This is a genomic window from Frigoribacterium sp. PvP054, assembly GCF_040547465.1.
Taxonomy (GTDB): domain Bacteria; phylum Actinomycetota; class Actinomycetes; order Actinomycetales; family Microbacteriaceae; genus Frigoribacterium.
Genome location: NZ_JBEPPU010000001.1, coordinates 128,713 through 146,083 on the forward strand (window position 1 = coordinate 128,713; position 17,371 = coordinate 146,083).

14 protein-coding genes are annotated in these 17,371 nt (G+C 71.6%); 9 read left to right on the top strand and 5 right to left on the bottom strand.

The window, feature by feature from the left end; all coding sequences use genetic code 11:
• Positions 1 to 78: 78 nt before the first annotated feature.
• Entirely contained in the window at positions 79 to 3,840 is a 3,762-nt protein-coding gene (locus ABID81_RS00635) for a multifunctional oxoglutarate decarboxylase/oxoglutarate dehydrogenase thiamine pyrophosphate-binding subunit/dihydrolipoyllysine-residue succinyltransferase subunit (RefSeq protein ID WP_354592927.1), read from the top strand.
• 890 nt (positions 3,841 to 4,730) lie between these two features.
• On the opposite strand, the gene ABID81_RS00640 is transcribed toward ABID81_RS00635, so the two are convergent.
• Positions 4,731 to 5,171 carry a GNAT family N-acetyltransferase gene (locus ABID81_RS00640; RefSeq protein WP_354592928.1) on the bottom strand — a complete coding sequence of 147 codons (441 nt, stop codon included), beginning with the start codon at positions 5,169 to 5,171 and terminating at the stop codon, positions 4,731 to 4,733.
• Positions 5,172 to 5,238: 67 nt separating this feature from the next.
• Between ABID81_RS00640 and ABID81_RS00645 the strand changes: the two genes are divergently transcribed.
• Positions 5,239 to 5,526 carry a LamG-like jellyroll fold domain-containing protein gene (locus ABID81_RS00645; protein WP_354592929.1) on the top strand — a complete coding sequence of 96 codons (288 nt, stop codon included), beginning with the start codon at positions 5,239 to 5,241 and terminating at the stop codon, positions 5,524 to 5,526.
• Between the two features lie 110 nt (positions 5,527 to 5,636).
• On the opposite strand, the gene ABID81_RS00650 is transcribed toward ABID81_RS00645, so the two are convergent.
• Both ABID81_RS00650 and ABID81_RS00655 read right to left on the bottom strand, forming a co-directional pair.
• Entirely contained in the window at positions 5,637 to 5,882 is a 246-nt protein-coding gene (locus ABID81_RS00650; protein ID WP_056257171.1) for a zf-HC2 domain-containing protein, read from the bottom strand.
• The gene (locus tag ABID81_RS00655; protein ID WP_354592930.1) at positions 5,879 to 6,568 is read right to left on the bottom strand and encodes a sigma-70 family RNA polymerase sigma factor; all 690 of its coding nucleotides are present in this window, start codon (positions 6,566 to 6,568) and stop codon (positions 5,879 to 5,881) included. The genes ABID81_RS00650 and ABID81_RS00655 overlap by 4 nt, the downstream gene beginning before the upstream one ends.
• Before the next feature lie 96 nt (positions 6,569 to 6,664).
• Here ABID81_RS00655 and aroA point away from each other — a divergent pair, with 96 nt between their 5' ends.
• The 4 genes from aroA to ABID81_RS00675 all read left to right on the top strand — a co-directional run bounded on the left by aroA (position 6,665) and on the right by ABID81_RS00675 (position 11,035).
• Positions 6,665 to 8,080, top strand: a complete 1,416-nt coding sequence (aroA, locus tag ABID81_RS00660; RefSeq protein ID WP_354592931.1) for a 3-phosphoshikimate 1-carboxyvinyltransferase — start codon at positions 6,665 to 6,667, stop codon at positions 8,078 to 8,080.
• 38 nt (positions 8,081 to 8,118) lie between these two features.
• Complete coding sequence (rsgA, locus tag ABID81_RS00665; protein WP_354592932.1) at positions 8,119 to 9,249, top strand: ribosome small subunit-dependent GTPase A; 1,131 nt, start codon at positions 8,119 to 8,121, stop codon at positions 9,247 to 9,249.
• A 560-nt stretch (positions 9,250 to 9,809) separates the two neighbouring features.
• The gene (locus ABID81_RS00670) at positions 9,810 to 10,583 is read left to right on the top strand and encodes an inositol monophosphatase family protein (protein ID WP_354593306.1); all 774 of its coding nucleotides are present in this window, start codon (positions 9,810 to 9,812) and stop codon (positions 10,581 to 10,583) included.
• A 311-nt stretch (positions 10,584 to 10,894) separates the two neighbouring features.
• Positions 10,895 to 11,035, top strand: a complete 141-nt coding sequence (locus ABID81_RS00675) for a hypothetical protein (RefSeq protein WP_354592933.1) — start codon at positions 10,895 to 10,897, stop codon at positions 11,033 to 11,035.
• A gap of 54 nt (positions 11,036 to 11,089) precedes the next feature.
• Here ABID81_RS00675 and ABID81_RS00680 read toward each other — a convergent pair whose 3' ends face one another.
• Positions 11,090 to 12,613, bottom strand: coding sequence for an MFS transporter (locus ABID81_RS00680; RefSeq protein WP_354592934.1), 1,524 nt, complete (start codon positions 12,611 to 12,613; stop codon positions 11,090 to 11,092).
• 145 nt (positions 12,614 to 12,758) lie between these two features.
• Positions 12,759 to 13,979 carry a formaldehyde dehydrogenase, glutathione-independent gene (gene fdhA / locus ABID81_RS00685; protein ID WP_354592935.1) on the bottom strand — a complete coding sequence of 407 codons (1,221 nt, stop codon included), beginning with the start codon at positions 13,977 to 13,979 and terminating at the stop codon, positions 12,759 to 12,761.
• 330 nt (positions 13,980 to 14,309) lie between these two features.
• Here fdhA and ABID81_RS00690 point away from each other — a divergent pair, with 330 nt between their 5' ends.
• Genes ABID81_RS00690 through ABID81_RS00700 form a run of 3 tightly spaced genes read left to right on the top strand, consistent with a single transcriptional unit; the run spans position 14,310 to position 17,369 of the window.
• Positions 14,310 to 15,749, top strand: a complete 1,440-nt coding sequence (locus ABID81_RS00690) for a tyrosine-protein kinase domain-containing protein (protein WP_354592936.1) — start codon at positions 14,310 to 14,312, stop codon at positions 15,747 to 15,749.
• Positions 15,750 to 15,756: 7 nt separating this feature from the next.
• The gene (locus ABID81_RS00695; RefSeq protein ID WP_354592937.1) at positions 15,757 to 16,395 is read left to right on the top strand and encodes an arsenate reductase/protein-tyrosine-phosphatase family protein; all 639 of its coding nucleotides are present in this window, start codon (positions 15,757 to 15,759) and stop codon (positions 16,393 to 16,395) included.
• Complete coding sequence (locus ABID81_RS00700) at positions 16,395 to 17,369, top strand: hypothetical protein (protein WP_354592938.1); 975 nt, start codon at positions 16,395 to 16,397, stop codon at positions 17,367 to 17,369. Before ABID81_RS00695 ends, ABID81_RS00700 begins: the two co-directional genes overlap by 1 nt.
• Positions 17,370 to 17,371: the final 2 nt, after the last annotated feature.

Below are 17,371 nucleotides of genomic sequence, written 5' to 3' on the forward strand. Positions count from 1 at the left end.
GTTTGCGCTTAAGCTGGGCCAGGTGGGCGTCGCCGCCCACGCACTGATCAACAATCAACGGAGAGTGGGCGATCGGCTGTGTCAAGCCACGTGACCGGTACAACTGACGACGGCGCTGCGGCGGAGTTCGGGGCCAACGAATGGCTCGTCGACGAGCTCTACGAGCAGTGGGTGGTCGACAAGCACTCGGTCGACGAGTCGTGGTGGCCGATCCTCGAGGCCTACACGCCGGCCGAGGGCGGGGCCGCTCCGACGTCGCCGGCCGCACCGTCCGTCGAGACCGCACCCGCGCCTCCTGCGCCCGCCGACGCTCCCGCCGCCCCGGCGGCGGCGTCCGCACCCAGCGGCCAGAAGTCCGCCGCCCGCACGACCTCGGTCGAGCCGTCGGCCAAGCCGATCCCGGCCCAGGTGCCCGACAAGGCGAAGGCCAAGCCCGCGACGCCCGGCGAGCAGCCCACGCCCGAGGCCGAGGCCGTCGTCGCACCGCTGCGGGGCATGGCCAAGTCGCTCGCGACGAACATGGACGCCAGCCTGAGCGTGCCCACCGCCACGAGCGTGCGCACGATCCCGGCGAAGCTCATGATCGACAACCGCATCGTCATCAACAACCACCTCAAGCGCGCCCGCGGCGGCAAGGTCTCGTTCACCCACCTCATCGGGTGGGCGTTGGTCCAGGCCCTGAAGGAGTTCCCCAGCCAGAACGTCTTCTACGACGAGGTCGACGGCAAGCCGTCGATCGTCACGCCCGCGCACGTCAACCTCGGCCTGGCCATCGACATCCCCAAGCCCGACGGCACCCGGGCCCTGCTCGTGCCCGGCATCAAGAAGGCCGAGGAGATGCACTTCGGCGAGTTCCTGACGGCCTACGAGGACATCGTCAAGCGGGCCCGCGACAACAAGCTCGCCGCCGCCGACTTCCAGGGCAACACGATCTCGCTGACCAACCCGGGCGGCATCGGCACCGTGCACAGCGTGCCGCGACTCATGAAGGGTGCAGGTGCGATCATCGGCGCCGGCGCGCTCGACTACCCGGCGGAGTTCCAGGGGTCGGCGTCGAAGACGCTCGTCGAGCTCGGCATCGGCAAGACCATCACCCTCACCAGCACCTACGACCACCGGGTCATCCAGGGCGCCGGCTCGGGCGAGTTCCTCAAGAAGGTGCACGAGCTGCTGATCGGGCAGCGCGGCTTCTACGAGGACATCTTCGCCGCGTTGCGCATCCCGTACGAGCCGATCCACTGGAACGCCGACATCAACGTCAACCTGGCCGAGCGCGTCAGCAAGACGGCCCGCGTCCAAGAGCTGATCAACAGCTACCGCGTGCGCGGCCACCTGATGGCCGACATCGACCCGCTCGAGTACCGCCAGCGCACGCACCCCGACCTGGCGATCGAGAGCCACGGCCTCACCTTCTGGGACCTCGACCGCGAGTTCGTCACCGGCGGCCTCGGCGGCCGGACGCACGCCCTGCTGCGCGACATCCTCGGCATCCTGCGCGACTCGTACTGCCGCACCATCGGCGTCGAGTACATGCACATCCAGGACCCCGCCCAGCGCACCTGGATCCAGGACCACCTCGAGGTGCCGTACACGAAGCCGTCGCACGACGAGCAGATGCGCATCCTCGCGAAGCTCAACGAGGCCGAGGCCTTCGAGACCTTCCTGCAGACCAAGTACGTCGGGCAGAAGCGCTTCAGCCTCGAGGGGGGCGAGTCGACGATCTCGCTGCTCGACACCGTCATGCAGCACGCCGCCCGCGAGGGCCTCGACGAGGTCGCGATCGGCATGGCCCACCGCGGCCGCCTGAACGTGCTGACGAACATCGCCGGCAAGACGTACGGCCAGATCTTCCGCGAGTTCGAAGGCACCCAGGACCCCAAGACCGTGCAGGGCTCGGGCGACGTCAAGTACCACCTCGGCACCGAGGGCGAGTTCACGAGCGCCGTGGGCGAGACGATCCCCGTCTACCTCGCCGCGAACCCCTCGCACCTCGAGGCCGGCGACGGCGTGCTCGAGGGCATCGTGCGCGCCAAGCAGGACCGAGGTGCCGCGGGCGTGTTCGGCACGCTGCCGATCCTGATCCACGGCGACGCGGCCATGGCCGGTCAGGGCGTGGTCGTCGAGACCCTGCAGATGTCGCAGCTGCGCGGCTACCGCGTCGGCGGCACGATCCACATCGTCATCAACAACCAGGTCGGGTTCACGACGCCGCCGTCCGAGTCGCGCACCTCGGTCTACTCGACCGACGTGGCCAAGACGATCCAGGCACCGATCTTCCACGTGAACGGCGACGACCCCGAGGCCGTGGCCCGCGTCGCCGAGCTCGCCTTCGCCTACCGTCAGCAGTTCAAGCGCGACATCGTCATCGACCTCGTCTGCTACCGCCGTCGCGGTCACAACGAGGGCGACGACCCGTCGATGACCCAGCCGCTGATGTACAACCTCATCGAGCAGAAGCGCTCGGTGCGCACGCTCTACACCGAGGCCCTCGTCGGTCGCGGCGACATCACGCAAGACGAGTACGACGGTGCCCACCGCGACTTCCAGGACCGCCTCGAGCGTGCCTTCGCCGAGACGCACGCGGCCCAGACGGGGTCGATCCCCGTCGTCACGAGCGACGACGGGGACGTCGCCGACCTCGAGCGACCCGTCGCCCAGCAGGACGACGCGCGCGGCGAGCCCGAGAGCACCGGCGTCCCGCTCGAACTCGTGCACGACATCGGCGACGCCCACGACAACCCGCCGGCCGAGTTCTCGGTGCACCCGAAGCTGCAGCAGCTGCTCAAGAAGCGCGTCGACATGAGTCGCAACGGGGGCATCGACTGGGCCTTCGCCGAGCTGCTCGCGTTCGGATCGCTGCTCACCGAGGGCACGCCCGTCCGGCTCGCGGGGCAGGACAGCCGGCGTGGCACCTTCGTCCAGCGGCACTCGGTGCTCCACGACCGTGAGAACGGCCAGGAGTGGCTGCCCCTGCAGAACATCGCCGACAACCAGGCGAAGCTCTGGATCTACGACTCGCTGCTCAGCGAGTACGCCGCCATGGCCTTCGAGTACGGCTACTCGGTCGAGCGGGCCGACGCGCTCGTGCTGTGGGAGGCCCAGTTCGGCGACTTCAGCAACGGCGCCCAGACGGTCATCGACGAGTTCATCTCGTCGGCCGAGCAGAAATGGGGCCAGCGGTCGAGCGTCGTGCTGCTGCTGCCCCACGGCTACGAGGGCCAGGGCCCCGACCACTCGTCCGCACGCATGGAACGCTTCCTGCAGCTCTGCGCGGAAGACAACATGACGATCGCCCGACCGTCCACGCCGGCGTCGTACTTCCACCTGCTGCGGCGCCAGGCCTACGCCCGGCCCCGCCGTCCGCTCGTGGTCTTCACCCCGAAGGCCATGCTGCGGCTGCGCGGTGCGACCAGCGGCGTCGACGCGTTCACGTCGGGTCGCTTCGAGCCGGTGCTCGACTGCACCCGGGTCACCGAGCCCGGGTCGACGAAGCGCGTCGTGCTGCACAGCGGCAAGATCCACTACGACCTGGCCACCGAGCTCGACAAGCGGGGCGTGCAGAACGACGTCGCGCTGGTCCGCCTCGAGCAGCTCTACCCGCTGCCGCTCGAGCGCATCACGGAGGTGCTCGACCGCTACCCCTCGGCCGAGCTCGTCTGGGCCCAGGAAGAACCAGAGAACCAGGGCGCCTGGCCGTTCGTGGTGCTCGAGCTGCAGAAGCACCTCGACCGGCAGATCCGCGTCGCGTCGCGTCCCGCGTCGGCGTCGCCGGCCGCCGGGTCGAACAAGGCCAGCGCCGTCCAGCAGGCGGCCCTGATCGCCGAGGCGCTCGACTTCTAGACGCTCGCCTCCGCTCGCGACCGTGGCCGCGCCTCCTCCAGGAGGCGCGGCCACGGTCGTCTGCCCCGCCTCGCGTCCCTGCTCCCCGCGCCCCGCGCCCACCCGGACCCGACTCGGGTTCCGGCAACTCCGGAGTTCTGCAGCCTCAGTTGCGCCTACGCTCCGCGAGTGAGCCGATCTCCTGAGTTGCCCAGCTCGACCGAGCACGTCAGCTCGCATCCGCACTCCCCCTGAGTCGGCTTCCCCGGGCCCGCCCTCGCCCCGAGCCCCTCGCCCCGGCCCCGGGCCCTTCGCCCCGAGCCCCTCGCCCCGGCCCCGACCAAGGTCGGCAACTCAGGAGTCCTGCCGCATCTCGGGCACCTGCGCGCCGCGAGCGCGCCGATCTCCTGAGTCGCCGACCACGACCGCCCGCGTCGGGCAACCCGACCTGACGTCCGCGAACGGCCCGGCGGGCTCGCGCGTCAGAGGCACACGGCGGTCGCGACGACGTCGGCGAGTCAGGAGAACGACCGACTCGAATCGTCGCGGGGAGCCTCAGGCGGGCGGATGTCCTGAGTCGCCGACGAGCGAGCGGGGCACCGCGGCCTTCGTCGCGAGCCGGCACAGGCCCCGCCCGAGGCCCTTGAGGGGGCGGATGTCCTGAGTTGCCGACCAGTTAGGTGGGCAGCGCGACCGCGCGGGCTCACCGCGCAGGCACAGCGCGCAGGCTCACCGCGCAGCCTCACCAAGCGGGCTAACCGCGCAGCCTCATTAAGCGGGCTAACTGCGCAGGCTCACCGCGCGGGCTCACTGGCGCGGGCCAGGCCGAACCGATGCCGAGCAGGTGTCACGCCGTTCGACGAACCGACCGACGCGCACACGATGCGGCAGGAGCCGCCTCGCGGGGGCGGTCAGATCAGCTTCGAATAGCGGACGCCGGCCTCGTGGTAGCCGCGCTTGCGGTAGAAGCGGTTCGCCGAGTCGGTCGCAGCGGCCGAGACGGCGTTGAGGACGCGCGCACGGTGGCCGCGCGCCCAGGCCTCGACGTGACCCAGGAGGTGCGACCCGACTCCGTCACGACGGGCACGGTCCGAGACCACCAGCAGCAAGAGCTCGGCCGTGGGCGCGTCGTCGTTGTAGGCCCAGCGCAGGTGCGCCCCGGCCACGGCGGTGATGCGCTCGTCGGCGTCGCGGACGACCCAGGTCTCGTAGCCGGACTCCGACGTCAGACGGTCGAGTCGGGCCGAGAGGACGTCGGAGTCGAGCGAGTAGCCGAGCAGGCCGATCAACGACACCAGGTCGTCGAGGTCGCTGGCGGTCGGGATGCCGAGGGGCTGCACCGGAGCGGTCATGCCCCGACGCTAGCGCAGCAGCAGCCCGAGGGGCGCACCGACCCGACCAGGTCGGCTTGTCACGGAGATGAGTGTCACGACCGGCGTCGCCGACGGTCGGTGGCACCACGCCGTCGGCAGTTTCCGTCCGGGGGCCCTCGACCTGTACCTCGACGGAGAGAAGCAGGCCGGCCGGAGCGACGCCACGACCCTGCAGTCCTACGTGGGGTCGTGGCGGGTCAGCCGCGAGTCGCTCGACGGCTGGCCGTTCCAGCCCGCGTCGTTCCGCTTCGTGGGCGACCTCGACACGGCCCGCGTCTACGCCACGGCCCTCGATGCAGCAAAGGTGCGCGAGCACTTCGCCGCCGGACGCTGACGTGACGACGCCCGCCGCGCCTCCTCGATCGAGGGGTCGCGGCGGGCGTCGTGCGTCACCCAGGGTCTCATCGAGGAGGCGCGGCGCCGGTCACCGACGCCACGACCGTCTCAGCGGTGTGCGGACTGCAGCTCGCGCAACCGGGCGAGCACGGTGGCGCGCAGGTCTTCGGGCGCGGTCTCACGGCAGGCGCGCTGGACGGCCTCGGTCAGCACGACGCCGACCTTGTGCTCGCCCTCGCAGTCGACGCAGTTCGCCATGTGCTCGCGGATGTCGGCCGCGTCCTCGCGACACAGTTCGTCGTGCAGGTACTCTTCGAGCTCTGCCTTGGCCTTGGTGCAACCACAGTCGGTCATTTCTTTCCGCCCTTCGACGAGCCGACGGGCACGGCGATGCCGCGATCGCGTGCGTAGTCGGCGAGGAGTTCACGGAGCAGGCGACGGCCACGGTGGAGGCGGCTCATCACGGTGCCCACGGGGGTCTTCATGATGTCGGCGATCTCTTGGTACGAGAAGCCTTCGACGTCCGCGAAGTAGACGGCCATGCGGAAGTCCTCGGGGACCTTCTGCAGGGCGTCCTTCACGGCGCTGTCGGGCAGGTGGTCGATCGCCTCGGCCTCGGCCGAGCGCGTCGAGCCGGAGGCGCGGGTCGCCGACTCGGCGCCGCCCATCTGCCAGTCCTCGAGCTCGTCGATCGTGCCCTGGTAAGGGTCGCGCTGCTTCTTGCGGTACGTGTTGATGAACGTGTTGGTCTGGATGCGGTAGAGCCAGGCCTTGAGGTTGGTGCCCTGCTGGAACTGCGCGAAAGCCGCGTACGCCTTGACGAAGGTCTCTTGCACGAGGTCGGACGCGTCGGCCGGGTTGCGCGTCATGCGCATGGCCGCGGCGTAGAGCTGGTCCATGAACGGCAGGGCCTGCTCTTCGAACATCGCGCGCTTCTCGACGTCGGCGTCGACGGCCTCGAGGGCTGCGTCGACGTCGGCCTCGGTCGGTTCGACGTCGGTCGTGGTCGGTGTGGGCTCGTGGCCCTCGGGGGTGCTCATCAGGGCCGATTCTAGTTCGGCGACGGTGATTTCCCTCGGTGCAAGTGCGACAGGCACAGGTCCTCCAGGTTCTCGCTGCATTACTGTGGTGAACCGATGCAGGTGTACAGGTATTCCGGGCCCGAGTTCTCTCCCTACGGCGACGGCAAGGTTCCCGAGGTCGACGAGGGGCGCTGGGTCGCGCCCACCGCCTCCGGCCCCCTGTGCGCCTCCACGGCCCTGCCGGGCTCGAAGTCGCTGACGAACCGCGAGCTGGTGCTCTCGGCGCTGGCCTCGTCGCCGTCGACGCTGCGCCTCCCGCTGCACTCGCGCGACACGGCTCTCATGGTCGAGGCGCTGCGGGCGCTCGGCACGACCGTCACCGAGACGCCGGCCGACTCCCCCTTCGGCCCCGACCTCGTCGTCACCCCCGGCGAGCTGCAGGGCGGCGCGACCGTCGACTGCGGGCTCGCCGGTACCGTCATGCGTTTCCTGCCCCCGGTCGCGGCCCTGGCGCTCGGCCCGGTCACGTTCGACGGCGACGCCAGCGCCCGCAAGCGTCCGATGCGTACGACGATCGAGGCCCTCCGGGCGTTGGGCGTCGAGGTGAACGACGACGGACGGGACTCCCTGCCCTTCAGCCTCTACGGCACGGGCGAGGTCGACGGCGGCGACGTCGAGATCGACGCGTCGGCCTCGAGCCAGTTCGTCTCGGGCCTGCTGCTCTCGGCCCCGCGGTTCGAGCGCGGGCTGACGCTCACCCACAGCGGCGACCGCCTGCCGAGCCTGCCCCACATCGAGATGACGATCGACGCCCTCGCCCGGCGCGGTGTCGAGGTCGAGTCGCCGTCGACCGGCGTCTGGGTCGTGCCGCCGACGCCGATCCAGGGCCGCGAGGTCGTCATCGAGCCCGACCTGTCGAACGCGGCGCCGTTCCTCGTGGCGGCCCTCGTCGCCGGCGGCACGGTGTCGATCGCGCACTGGCCCGCCGAGACGACCCAGGTCGGGGCCGACCTGATCGACCTGCTGCCCCTCTGGGGTGCGACCGTCACGCTCGACGGCGACACCCTGACCGTCGACGGCGGGGTCGGCCTGATCGGCGGGGGCTCGCTGCCCGGCGTCGACGTCGACCTGTCGCGTGGGGGCGAGCTCGCACCCGCCCTCGTCGCGCTGGCCGCCCTCGCCTCGGGCCCCAGCACGATCACCGGCATCGGCCACCTCCGCGGGCACGAGACCGACCGGCTCGCGGCCCTCGCCGCCGAGATCAACGCCCTGGGAGGCGCGGTGACCGAACTCGAGGACGGCCTGCGCCTCGAGCCGTCCCCGCTGCACGCCGGCCAGTGGCGCACCTACGAGGACCACCGGATGGCCACGGCCGCCGCGATCATCGGGCTCGCGGTCGAGGGCGTCGAGCTCGACGACGTGCGCGTCGTCGCGAAGACGCTGCCGCAGTTCGTCGAGCTGTGGGACGAGATGCTCGGCCGGGCCGTGCACGAGAGCCCCGCCGACATCGACCTGCTCGGGTTCCTCTAGGCATCCGGGCCCATGACGACGAGCGGGTGCGGGGCACGATGAGCTGGTGGACCGACGGCGACGAGGCCGACGACGAGGGCGACTACGCCCAGTACGACGAGAGCTCGGTGCGGGTGCGCCCGAACCCGAAGGGCAACAAGCCGCGCACGAAGCAACGGCCGGCCTACGCGAACGCGGAAGAGGGCGTCGTCTGGACGGTCGACCGTGGCCGGTACGGCGTGCTGATGGACGCCGGCACCCCTGACGAGCGCGAGATCACGACGGCCCGGGCCCGCGAGTTGGGCAAGAAGAGCGTCGTCACGGGCGACCGCGTGGGCGTCGTCGGCGACACGAGCGGCTCCGAGGGTTCGCTCGCCCGCATCGTCAAGGTGCACGAGCGCTCGACCCTGCTGCGCCGCAGCGCCGACGACAGCGACGCGGTCGAGCGGGTCATCGTCGCCAACGCCGACCAGATGCTGATCGTCGTGGCGGCCGCCGACCCCGAGCCCCGACCGCGCCTGGTCGACCGCTACATGGTGGCGGCGTTCGACGCCGGGGTCGAGCCGATCCTCTGCATCACGAAGACCGACCTCGCCGACCCGGCGCCGTTCGCGGCGCACTTCTCGTGCTTCGACCTGCGCATCGTCACCACGACGTCGACCTCGTTCGACGAGGTCGCGCCGGGCGGGCGGGTCTCGCCCGCGCTCGACGAGCTGCGCGGGGTCCTCGACGGCCACGTGACCGTCACCGTCGGGCACTCGGGCGTCGGCAAGTCGACGCTCGTCAACGCCCTGACCGGGTCGCGGCGCGAGGTGGGCGTGGTCAACGCCGTGACCGGACGCGGGCGGCACACCTCGTCGTCGACCGTCTCGTTCAAGGTGCCCACCGGCGGCTGGATCGTCGACACCCCGGGCGTCCGTTCGTTCGGCCTCGGGCACGTCGACCCCGAGAACATCCTCAAGTCGTTCGCGGCACACGCGATCCCCGCCGAGGGCGAGCCGGCCGACGGCATCCCGCTCGCCGAGGCCCACGACTGGGAGATCGTCGACCGCATCGAGGCCGGCGAGCTCGGCGACGTCGGCCGCGAGCGGCTCGAGTCGTTGCAGTCGTTGCTCGCGTCCAAGGGCGGCGTGAGCGGACGCGACCTGGCGGCCGCCGCCGACGACGCGCGCAGCGACGAGCGCGGCTAGCGCGCTGCTGCGTCGCGCCGCCCCCGGCCGCTCCGTGCCGTGGCCGGCCGTGCGGCATCGCGCCGTGTTTCGTGCAGCACACCGGGACTAGTCGCGGCGCCGTGCACGAAACGCGGTGCGATGACGTTCGGTGGGCCCGCCCCTGCCGGGAGATGCGGGTCCGTGCCGTGCGCGGCTCCGCGGCGCCGAATGCGTCGCACCGCAGTTCGTGCGGCACACCGGGACTAGTCGCGGTGCCGTGCACGAAACGCGGCGCGGTGGGTCAGGAGGCGCGGGCCGGGCTCGCGGGCGGGCCGCGGACGGGCAGAGCGGGCGGGCAGGGCGGACGGGCAGGGCAGACGGGGCAGGGCGGACGGGCAGGGCGGGCGGGCAGGGCGGGCTGGGCAGGGCGGGCTGGGTACGCTGACGGGGTGACCGATGCTGCCGAGCCGACCCGCGCCTCCTCGTCCGAATCCGAATCCGAATCCGACCCGACGACGACGGGCGTCCGCACCCCGGCGGCCGACCCGACGACGACGGGCGCCCGCACCGCGGCGGCCGACCCGGCGGGGGCGGCGGCCTTGGCCGACGACCTGGCGCTCGCGCTCGAGCTGGCCGACCTGGCCGACGCGATCAGCACCGAGCGCTACCGCTCGGCCGACCTGCACGTGTCGCTAAAGCCCGATCGCTCGCACGTGACCGACGCCGACCAGGCCGTCGAGCGGGCGATCCGTGAGCGGGTCGCCGCCGCCCGTCCCGACGACACCTTCTACGGCGAGGAGTACGGCCACGACGCCCCGTCGCACCGCCAGTGGGTCGTCGACCCGATCGACGGCACCGCGAACTTCCTGCGCGGGGTGCCGGTCTGGGCGGCGCTGATCTCGCTCGTCGTCGACGGGGTGCCCGTGGTCGGCGTGGTGAGCGCCCCGGCGCTGGGGCGACGCTGGTGGGCGACCCAGGGCGGCGGGGCGTTCTCGACCGAGCACGAGGGGCCGCTGCGCGTCTCGGGCGTGCGCGACCTGGCCGACGCCTCGCTGAGCTTCAACGGGCTGGACTACTGGATCGACGCCGGGCGCCTGCCGCAGCTGCTCGACCTGACGAGCAAGGTGTGGCGGACCCGCGCCTACGGCGACTTCTGGTCGTACATGCTCGTCGCCGAGGGCGCGGTCGACGTCGCGGGCGAGTTCGACCTGCAGCCGTACGACATGGCGGCCGTGGCGGTCGTCGTCGAGGAGGCCGGCGGTCGCTTCACGAGCGCCGACGGCCGGCCGGGCCCGTGGCACGGCACGGCGATGGCGACGAACGGTCTGCTGCACGAGACCGTCCTCGGGATCGTGGCCGCGCCTCCTGCCTGAACCGACGTCGAGCTCACGCCGCCACGACGTACACGAGCCGCCACCCAAAAACGTGGCGGCTCGTGTACTTCGTGGCGGGATGACGGCGGTCGAGGTTCATCCCTGCGACGGAGGGCAGCTCAGCCCTGCGCTCATGTTCACGCAACGTCCGGACGGCTTGACTGGTCGCACGACGTCACCGGCCCCGCCAGGGGCACCGAGCAGCTCGGGCAGGGACGTCAGGGGCTCCGCCGCCCGTGTCCCTGTCACGGGCGGCGGGCCTCGGCAACAGCCCCCACCGACCGCCCCACCCGCCGACCGAGAGGCCCTCCATGTTCGTCACGCCCGCCGCCACCGTCTCCGCCACGACCAGCACGGCCACCGGGTCGGTCGACCCCGCCTCGATCACGCTGCCCGGCACCCGCCAGGTCGACGTCACGAGCTACGTCGTCGAGGCGTTCGCCCGCCTCTGACGCACCGGTCGCCGCACACCCGGGAGGCGCGGCCCACCTGCGCGGGCCCCTCGCCTACGACGCCTCGGCCGCCTGGCCCACGCGCCCCTTCTTGCGGGCACGCAGGTCCATCAGCCCGAGCACGAGCGCCACGGCCACGAGGGCGATCGTGACGAAGAAGCCGTTGCGGTAGGCCTCGTGGTAGACGCCGAGGTCCGACCCGGCGGCTCCCCCGGCTCCGGCGATGACCGAGTAGAACGTCGAGACCGCCGCCGCCGTGCCGATGGCCGTGCCGGCGCGCTGCCCGACCTGCCCCATCGAGCCGGCGACGCCGCCCATCTCGACGGGTACCTCGGCGAGGGTCAGCGTCTGGTTCGGCGAGATGACGAAGCCACCTCCGGTGCCGGCGATCAGCATGCCGACGCCCATGGCGTACGGCGTGATCTCGCGGGGCGTGAGCACGGCGGCGAGCAGCAGGGCGACGAAGCCCACCGCGACCAGGACGAGACCGAGCACGACCAGGCTACGGCCGAGGCGGTCGACGAGGCGTCCGCCGTAGAACGCGGCGACGGCGCTGGTCAGCGCGAAGGGGATGGTCACCATGCCGGCGTAGACGGGTTCGAGGCCGAGCCCCTGCTGCAGGTAGAGCGTCGTCAGCAGGAACGTCGCGGGCAGGGCACAGAAGTACACCGTGGCGATCAGCGTGCCGTTGCGGTACGAGGCCAGCGAGAACAGGCTGAAGTGCACGACCGGCGACTTGCCCTTCGCCTTGTAGCGCTGCTCCCACCACACGAACGCGGCGCCGAACCCGACGAAGCCGATCAAGAACAGCCATCGCAGAGGGTCGTCGCCCTGCCCGGTGGTGAGCACGAACGGCAGCATGAGCGTGAAGATCGTCAGCCCGAGCAGCACGATGCCGAACAGGTCGAGCTCGTTGTGGCCGTTCGAGGCCGTCCGGGTCTTCGGCAGCAGCTTGAGCGCGAAGAAGATGGCGATCAGGCCGAGCGGGATGTTCATCCAGAACAGCAGGCGCCAACCGTCCTCCGGGCCGCCGATCGCGATCAGCAGACCGCCGAGGGTCGGGCCGAAGGCGGTGCTGACGCCGATGATGGCGCCGAAGAAGCCGAACGCCCGACCGCGTTCCTTGCCCTGGAAGAGCTGCTGGATCAGCCCGAGCACCTGCGGCATCTGGATGCCGGCGGCGACGCCCTGCAGGATGCGCGCCGCGACGAGCAGCTCGATGGTCGGGGCGAGGGCGCAGAGCAGGCTGGCGACCGTGAACGAGGTCAGGCCGATGACGAACATCATGCGGCGCGACTTGAGGTCGCCGAGTCGCCCGGACGGCACGAGCGACAGGCCGAACGCGAGAGCGTAGCCGGCGACGATCAGCTGCAGGGCGGTGGGCCCGGCGCCGAGCGAGGCCTCGATGCTGGGCAGCCCGACGTTCACCTTCGACAGGTCGAGGATCGTCAGGGCGGCGACGCCGACGCAGACGGCGAAGGCGCGCCACTTCTGGCGGTCCTCCTCCGAGCGGGCGGCGGACGTGGGGCGCGGCGAGTCGGCGCCTCCCGGGGCAGGGGTGTCGGATGTCTTCGTCATGGGATCGTTCCGTCATACACCGTGCACGGCCTGCAACGACGCGAGTGGCTGCGTAACGGGGGCGGCCCGGGCGGGCCGACCCGCGCCTCCAGGGCCCTTCGGTCGAGGAGACCGGGAGCCGAGGAGGCGCGGGTGGCGACGACCGTCAGGCCGCCTTGATGAGGCCGTTCGGGTTGAGGACGTACTTCGTGGCGGCGCCCTTGTCGAACTCGGCGTAGCCGCGCGGGGCGTCCTCGAGGCCGATCGCCTGGGCGTGGACGTTCTTCGCGATGCTCGTGCGGTCGTGGAGGATGGCCATCATGAGCTGCCGGTTGTACTTCATCACCGGGCACTGACCGGTGGTGAACGACAGCGACTTGGCCCAGCCGGTGCCGAGGCTGAGCGACAGCGAGCCCTTCTGGGCGGCCTCGTCGACTCCGCCCGGGTCACCCGTGACGTAGAGCCCCGGGATGCCGAGGGCACCACCGGCCGCGGTGACGTCCATCAGCGAGTTCAGGACGGTGGCGGGGGCCTCCTCGCCCGATCCGCCGCCGTGGCCCTTCGCCTCGAAGCCGACGGCGTCGATGCCGCAGTCGACGAGCGGTTCGCCGAGGATCTGGTCGATCTGCTCGGCGGGGCCGCCCTTGGTCAGGTCGACGGTCTCGCAGCCGAAGCTGCGGGCCTGGGCGAGGCGGTCGGCGTTCATGTCGCCGACGATGACGACGCTCGCGCCGAGCAGCAGGGCACCCGTGGCGGCGGCGAGGCCGACCGGCCCGGCCCCGGCGACGTAGACGGTCGAGCCGACCTCGACGCCGGCGGTGACGGCGCCGTGGAAGCCCGTCGGGAAGATGTCGGAGAGCATCGCCAGGTCGAGGATCTTCTCCATCGCCTGGTCGCGGTCGGGGAACTTCAGCAGGTTCCAGTCGGCGTAGGGCACGAGCACGTACTCGGCCTGGCCGCCGACCCAGCCGCCCATGTCGACGTAGCCGTAGGCGCTGCCGGGGCGGTCGGGGTTGACGTTGAGGCAAATGCCGGTCTTGCGCTCCTTGCAGTTGCGGCAGCGGCCACAGGCGATGTTGAACGGCACCGAGACGATGTCGCCGACCTTGATGAACTCGACGTCGGGGCCGACCTCGACGACCTCGCCGGTGATCTCGTGGCCGAGCACGAGGTCGGTCGGGGCGGTGGTGCGACCACGGACCATGTGCTGGTCCGACCCGCAGATGTTCGTGGCGACCGTGCGCAGGATGGCGCCGTGGTTGACCTTGCGGCCGACGTTCGCCGGGTTGACGCCCGGGCCGTCCTTCAACTCGAAGGTCGGGTACTCGGTGTCGATGACCTCGACCTGGCCGGGGCCCTTGTAGGCGACCGCGTGATTCGTTGCCATGGTGATCCTCCTTGATCACGTGCGAGCACGGGACGTGCCCGATCTCTCGCAGGCTATTGCGGGCCTCGATGCCGACGCATCGAATCTCAGGCAGCACTCAGGGTCGAGGAGAGGCGACACTTGTCGCTGAACGGCTGCATCCACCCCCCTTCGGGGGTCACTTCGCCGTGGGGCACGAGATGTGTACCCCGCCTGGGCATCCGGTGTGTGAGTATGGTCCCGGCGCAGAGCCGTGAGGAACCATCAGGGTGCCGAGAGGCAGGGTCCGCACGGTGACCGCCCGAGCTCCTGCCACGGTGCTCGAGCCGATCAGGACAGGACCTCAGCCACGTGGAACTCCGTGACTACATCCGCATTCTCCGCAAGGGGTGGATCTTCATCGCCGCCCTCACGCTCGCCGGCGTCGCCGCCGGGGCGCTCGCCTCGATCCTGGCCACGCCGACCTACGTGTCGTCGACCCGGCTCTTCGTCTCGGTGCAGGCGCAGGACTCGTCGACCACGGGTGACGCGGTGCAGGGCAGCAGTGCGGCGCAGCAGAAGGTGCGGTCGTACGTCGACGTCGTGACGAGCGACGCCGTGCTCGACCCGGTCATCGACCAGCTCGGCCTCGACACGACGGCCGCCGAACTCGCGACCGAGATCACGGCCGAGTCGCCGCTCAACACCGTGCTGATCAACATCACCGTGACCGACACCGACGCGCAGCGGGCGGCCGACGTCGCCAACGCGGTGGGCGCCTCCTTGACGGACGTGGTCGTCAACGACCTCGAGACGCCGACCGGTGGAGGCGCGAGCCTGGTCAAGATCGCCACGATCGTCCCCGGGTCGGTCGCCTCGGCACCCGCCACCCCGCGCACCGCGCTGAACCTCGGCCTCGGCCTGCTGATCGGCCTGGCACTCGGCGTCGGCGCAGCCGTGCTGCGGAGCACCCTCGACACGCGCATCCACGGGTCGCACGACGTCGAGCTCGTCACCGACGCGCCCATCGTCGGCGGCATCAGCTTCGACCCCGGCGCGAAGAAGCACCCGCTGATCGTCCACGTCGACCCGCGCAACCCGCGCTCGGAGTCGTTCCGCACCCTGCGCACCAACCTGCAGTTCGTCAACGTCGAGTCGCAGAGCCGCTGCTTCGTCGTCACGTCGTCGCTGCCCGGCGAGGGCAAGACCACGACGACGGCCAACCTCGCGGTGGCCCTCGCCGAGACGGGAGCCACGGTGGCCGTCGTCGACGGCGACCTGCGCCTGCCCCGGCTCGCCGACACGCTCGGCCTCGAGGGCGTCGTCGGCCTGACCGACGTGCTGATCGGTCGCGCCGACCTGCAGGACGTCCTGCAGCCGTGGGGCCGCGGCACCATGTACGTGCTGCCGGCCGGCCGCGTCCCCCCGAACCCGAGCGAGCTGCTGGGGTCGAAGGCGATGACGGCGCTGATCGAGTCGCTGACGACGTCGTTCGACTACGTGCTGATCGACGCGCCCCCGTTGCTGCCGGTCACCGACGCGGCCATCCTCAGCAAGCTGACCGGCGGGGCGATCGTGGTGTCGGCCGCGGGTCGCACGACGCGGAACGAGCTGCAGTCGGCGTTGCGCAACCTCGAGCACATCGGCAGCAAGGTGCACGGCATCGTGCTGACGATGCTGCCGACCAAGGGCCCGGACGCCTACGGCTACGGCAACTACAGCGCCTACTACGGCATGGAGCAGGACGCCCCCGAGGCGGGCGTCGGCGACCTGCCCGTGGCGCCGAAGACGAGCTCGCGTTCCGGGAAGTAGGCCGGCGATGTCCTTCGCGATGCCCCGCCCCACGTCGACCAGCTTCTCGCTGCTGACCGTCTGCACGGGCAACATCTGCCGGTCGCCGCTGACCGAGCTCTACCTGCGGCGCGGCCTCACGTCGCTCGAGGACGTGTCGGTGTCGAGCGCGGGCACCATGGCGGTCGACGACGACGTGATGCCCGACCAGGCCAGGGCCCTCGCGCGGTCGCTCGACCTCGACCCCGACGGGCACCGCGCGCGGTTCCTGTTCGAGCGCGACGTGCGTGACGCCGACCTCGTCGTCGCCCTCGCCCGCGAGCACCGTCGCGCCGTCGTCTCGATGCACCCGCGGGCCAGCCGCTACACGTTCACGTTGCGCGAGGCCGCTCGCCTGGCCCGGGACGTGACCGACGGACAGCTGGCGGACGCCCTGCCCCCGGATGCGTCGACCGTCGCCGACCGGTTGCGGGCCACCGTCGCCCTGCTGGCCTCGCGCCGGGGCTCGGTCGAGGCCCCGGACGACCCGACGGACGACGACGTCGTCGACCCGTACCGTCGCTCGGACGAGACGTTCGCCGAGTCCGGGCGCCAGCTGGTGCCGGCGGTCGACGTGCTCGTCGACCTGCTGACCCGGGCCGCCGCCCTCGACGGGGGTGGCCGCTGATGCCCGACGCCCGCCGCAAGCGCGGATTCCGGGCCTCGGCCCGTCGCCGGTTGGCCGTCGTGGGCATCGGGGCCTTCGTGCTCGTCGACCTCGGGTTGGTCGCGCTCGCGCTGACCCGCGAACCGTCCGGCCTGGCTGCCGACGCCGAACCCGCCGTCACGTCGACGCCCCTGCCCGTCGAGACCACGGCCGCGCCGGAACCGACCGAGATGCCGACGCCCGTGGCCGAGGCCGTCACCCCGACGCGACTGCTGTCGGCGGTCGATGCCGTCACCGCATGGCGTGCCGAGTCCGGCACGTGCACACCCGGCACGGCAGGCCCAACCCCCACGCTCGAACTGACGACGTCGGCCGGGGCCACCTGGTCGCCGCTGTCGGTGTCCACGAGCGGCGAACCGGCAGCGATCGACCGGGTGCAGGCCACGGACGCGGCCTCGGCCTTCGTCGTCGGCCCGGCCGGCATGACCTGCGCCACGGCGTTCGCGCAGACCTTCTCGGGCGGGGCCGAGTTCCGGGACTACCCCGAGCGACTGGCCGCCTCGTGGTTCGTCGCGCGGTCCACTCCGGGCACCGTGCACTCCCCCGCGGGTGACCGCCCTGCTCCGTGCACGGCGGTCGTCGACCTCGCGGTCGTCAGCGACACCGAAGCCGGCGTGCTGTGCAGCGACCGCCGGTTCTTCCGCACGCTCGACGGCGCCGGCACCTGGGACGCGGGCACCCCTGTCGTTGGAGCCGTCGCGATCACGGCAGACGACGGTGAGTACCTCGTCGCCGCGCTCGGGGCGGCCGACTGCGAGGGGACAGCTCTCGCAGCGCCGTCCGCCACGCCGGGCACCGTCGCGACCCGCGTGGGCTGCGCTCCCGTGTCATCCGAGACGCCGGGTTCGGTCGCCCTCTCCGGTGGCGGCGGCTCGGTCTGGTTGTGGGCCGGAGACGACGTGCTCGTGTCGTCCGACGGCGGGGTGACCTGGTGATC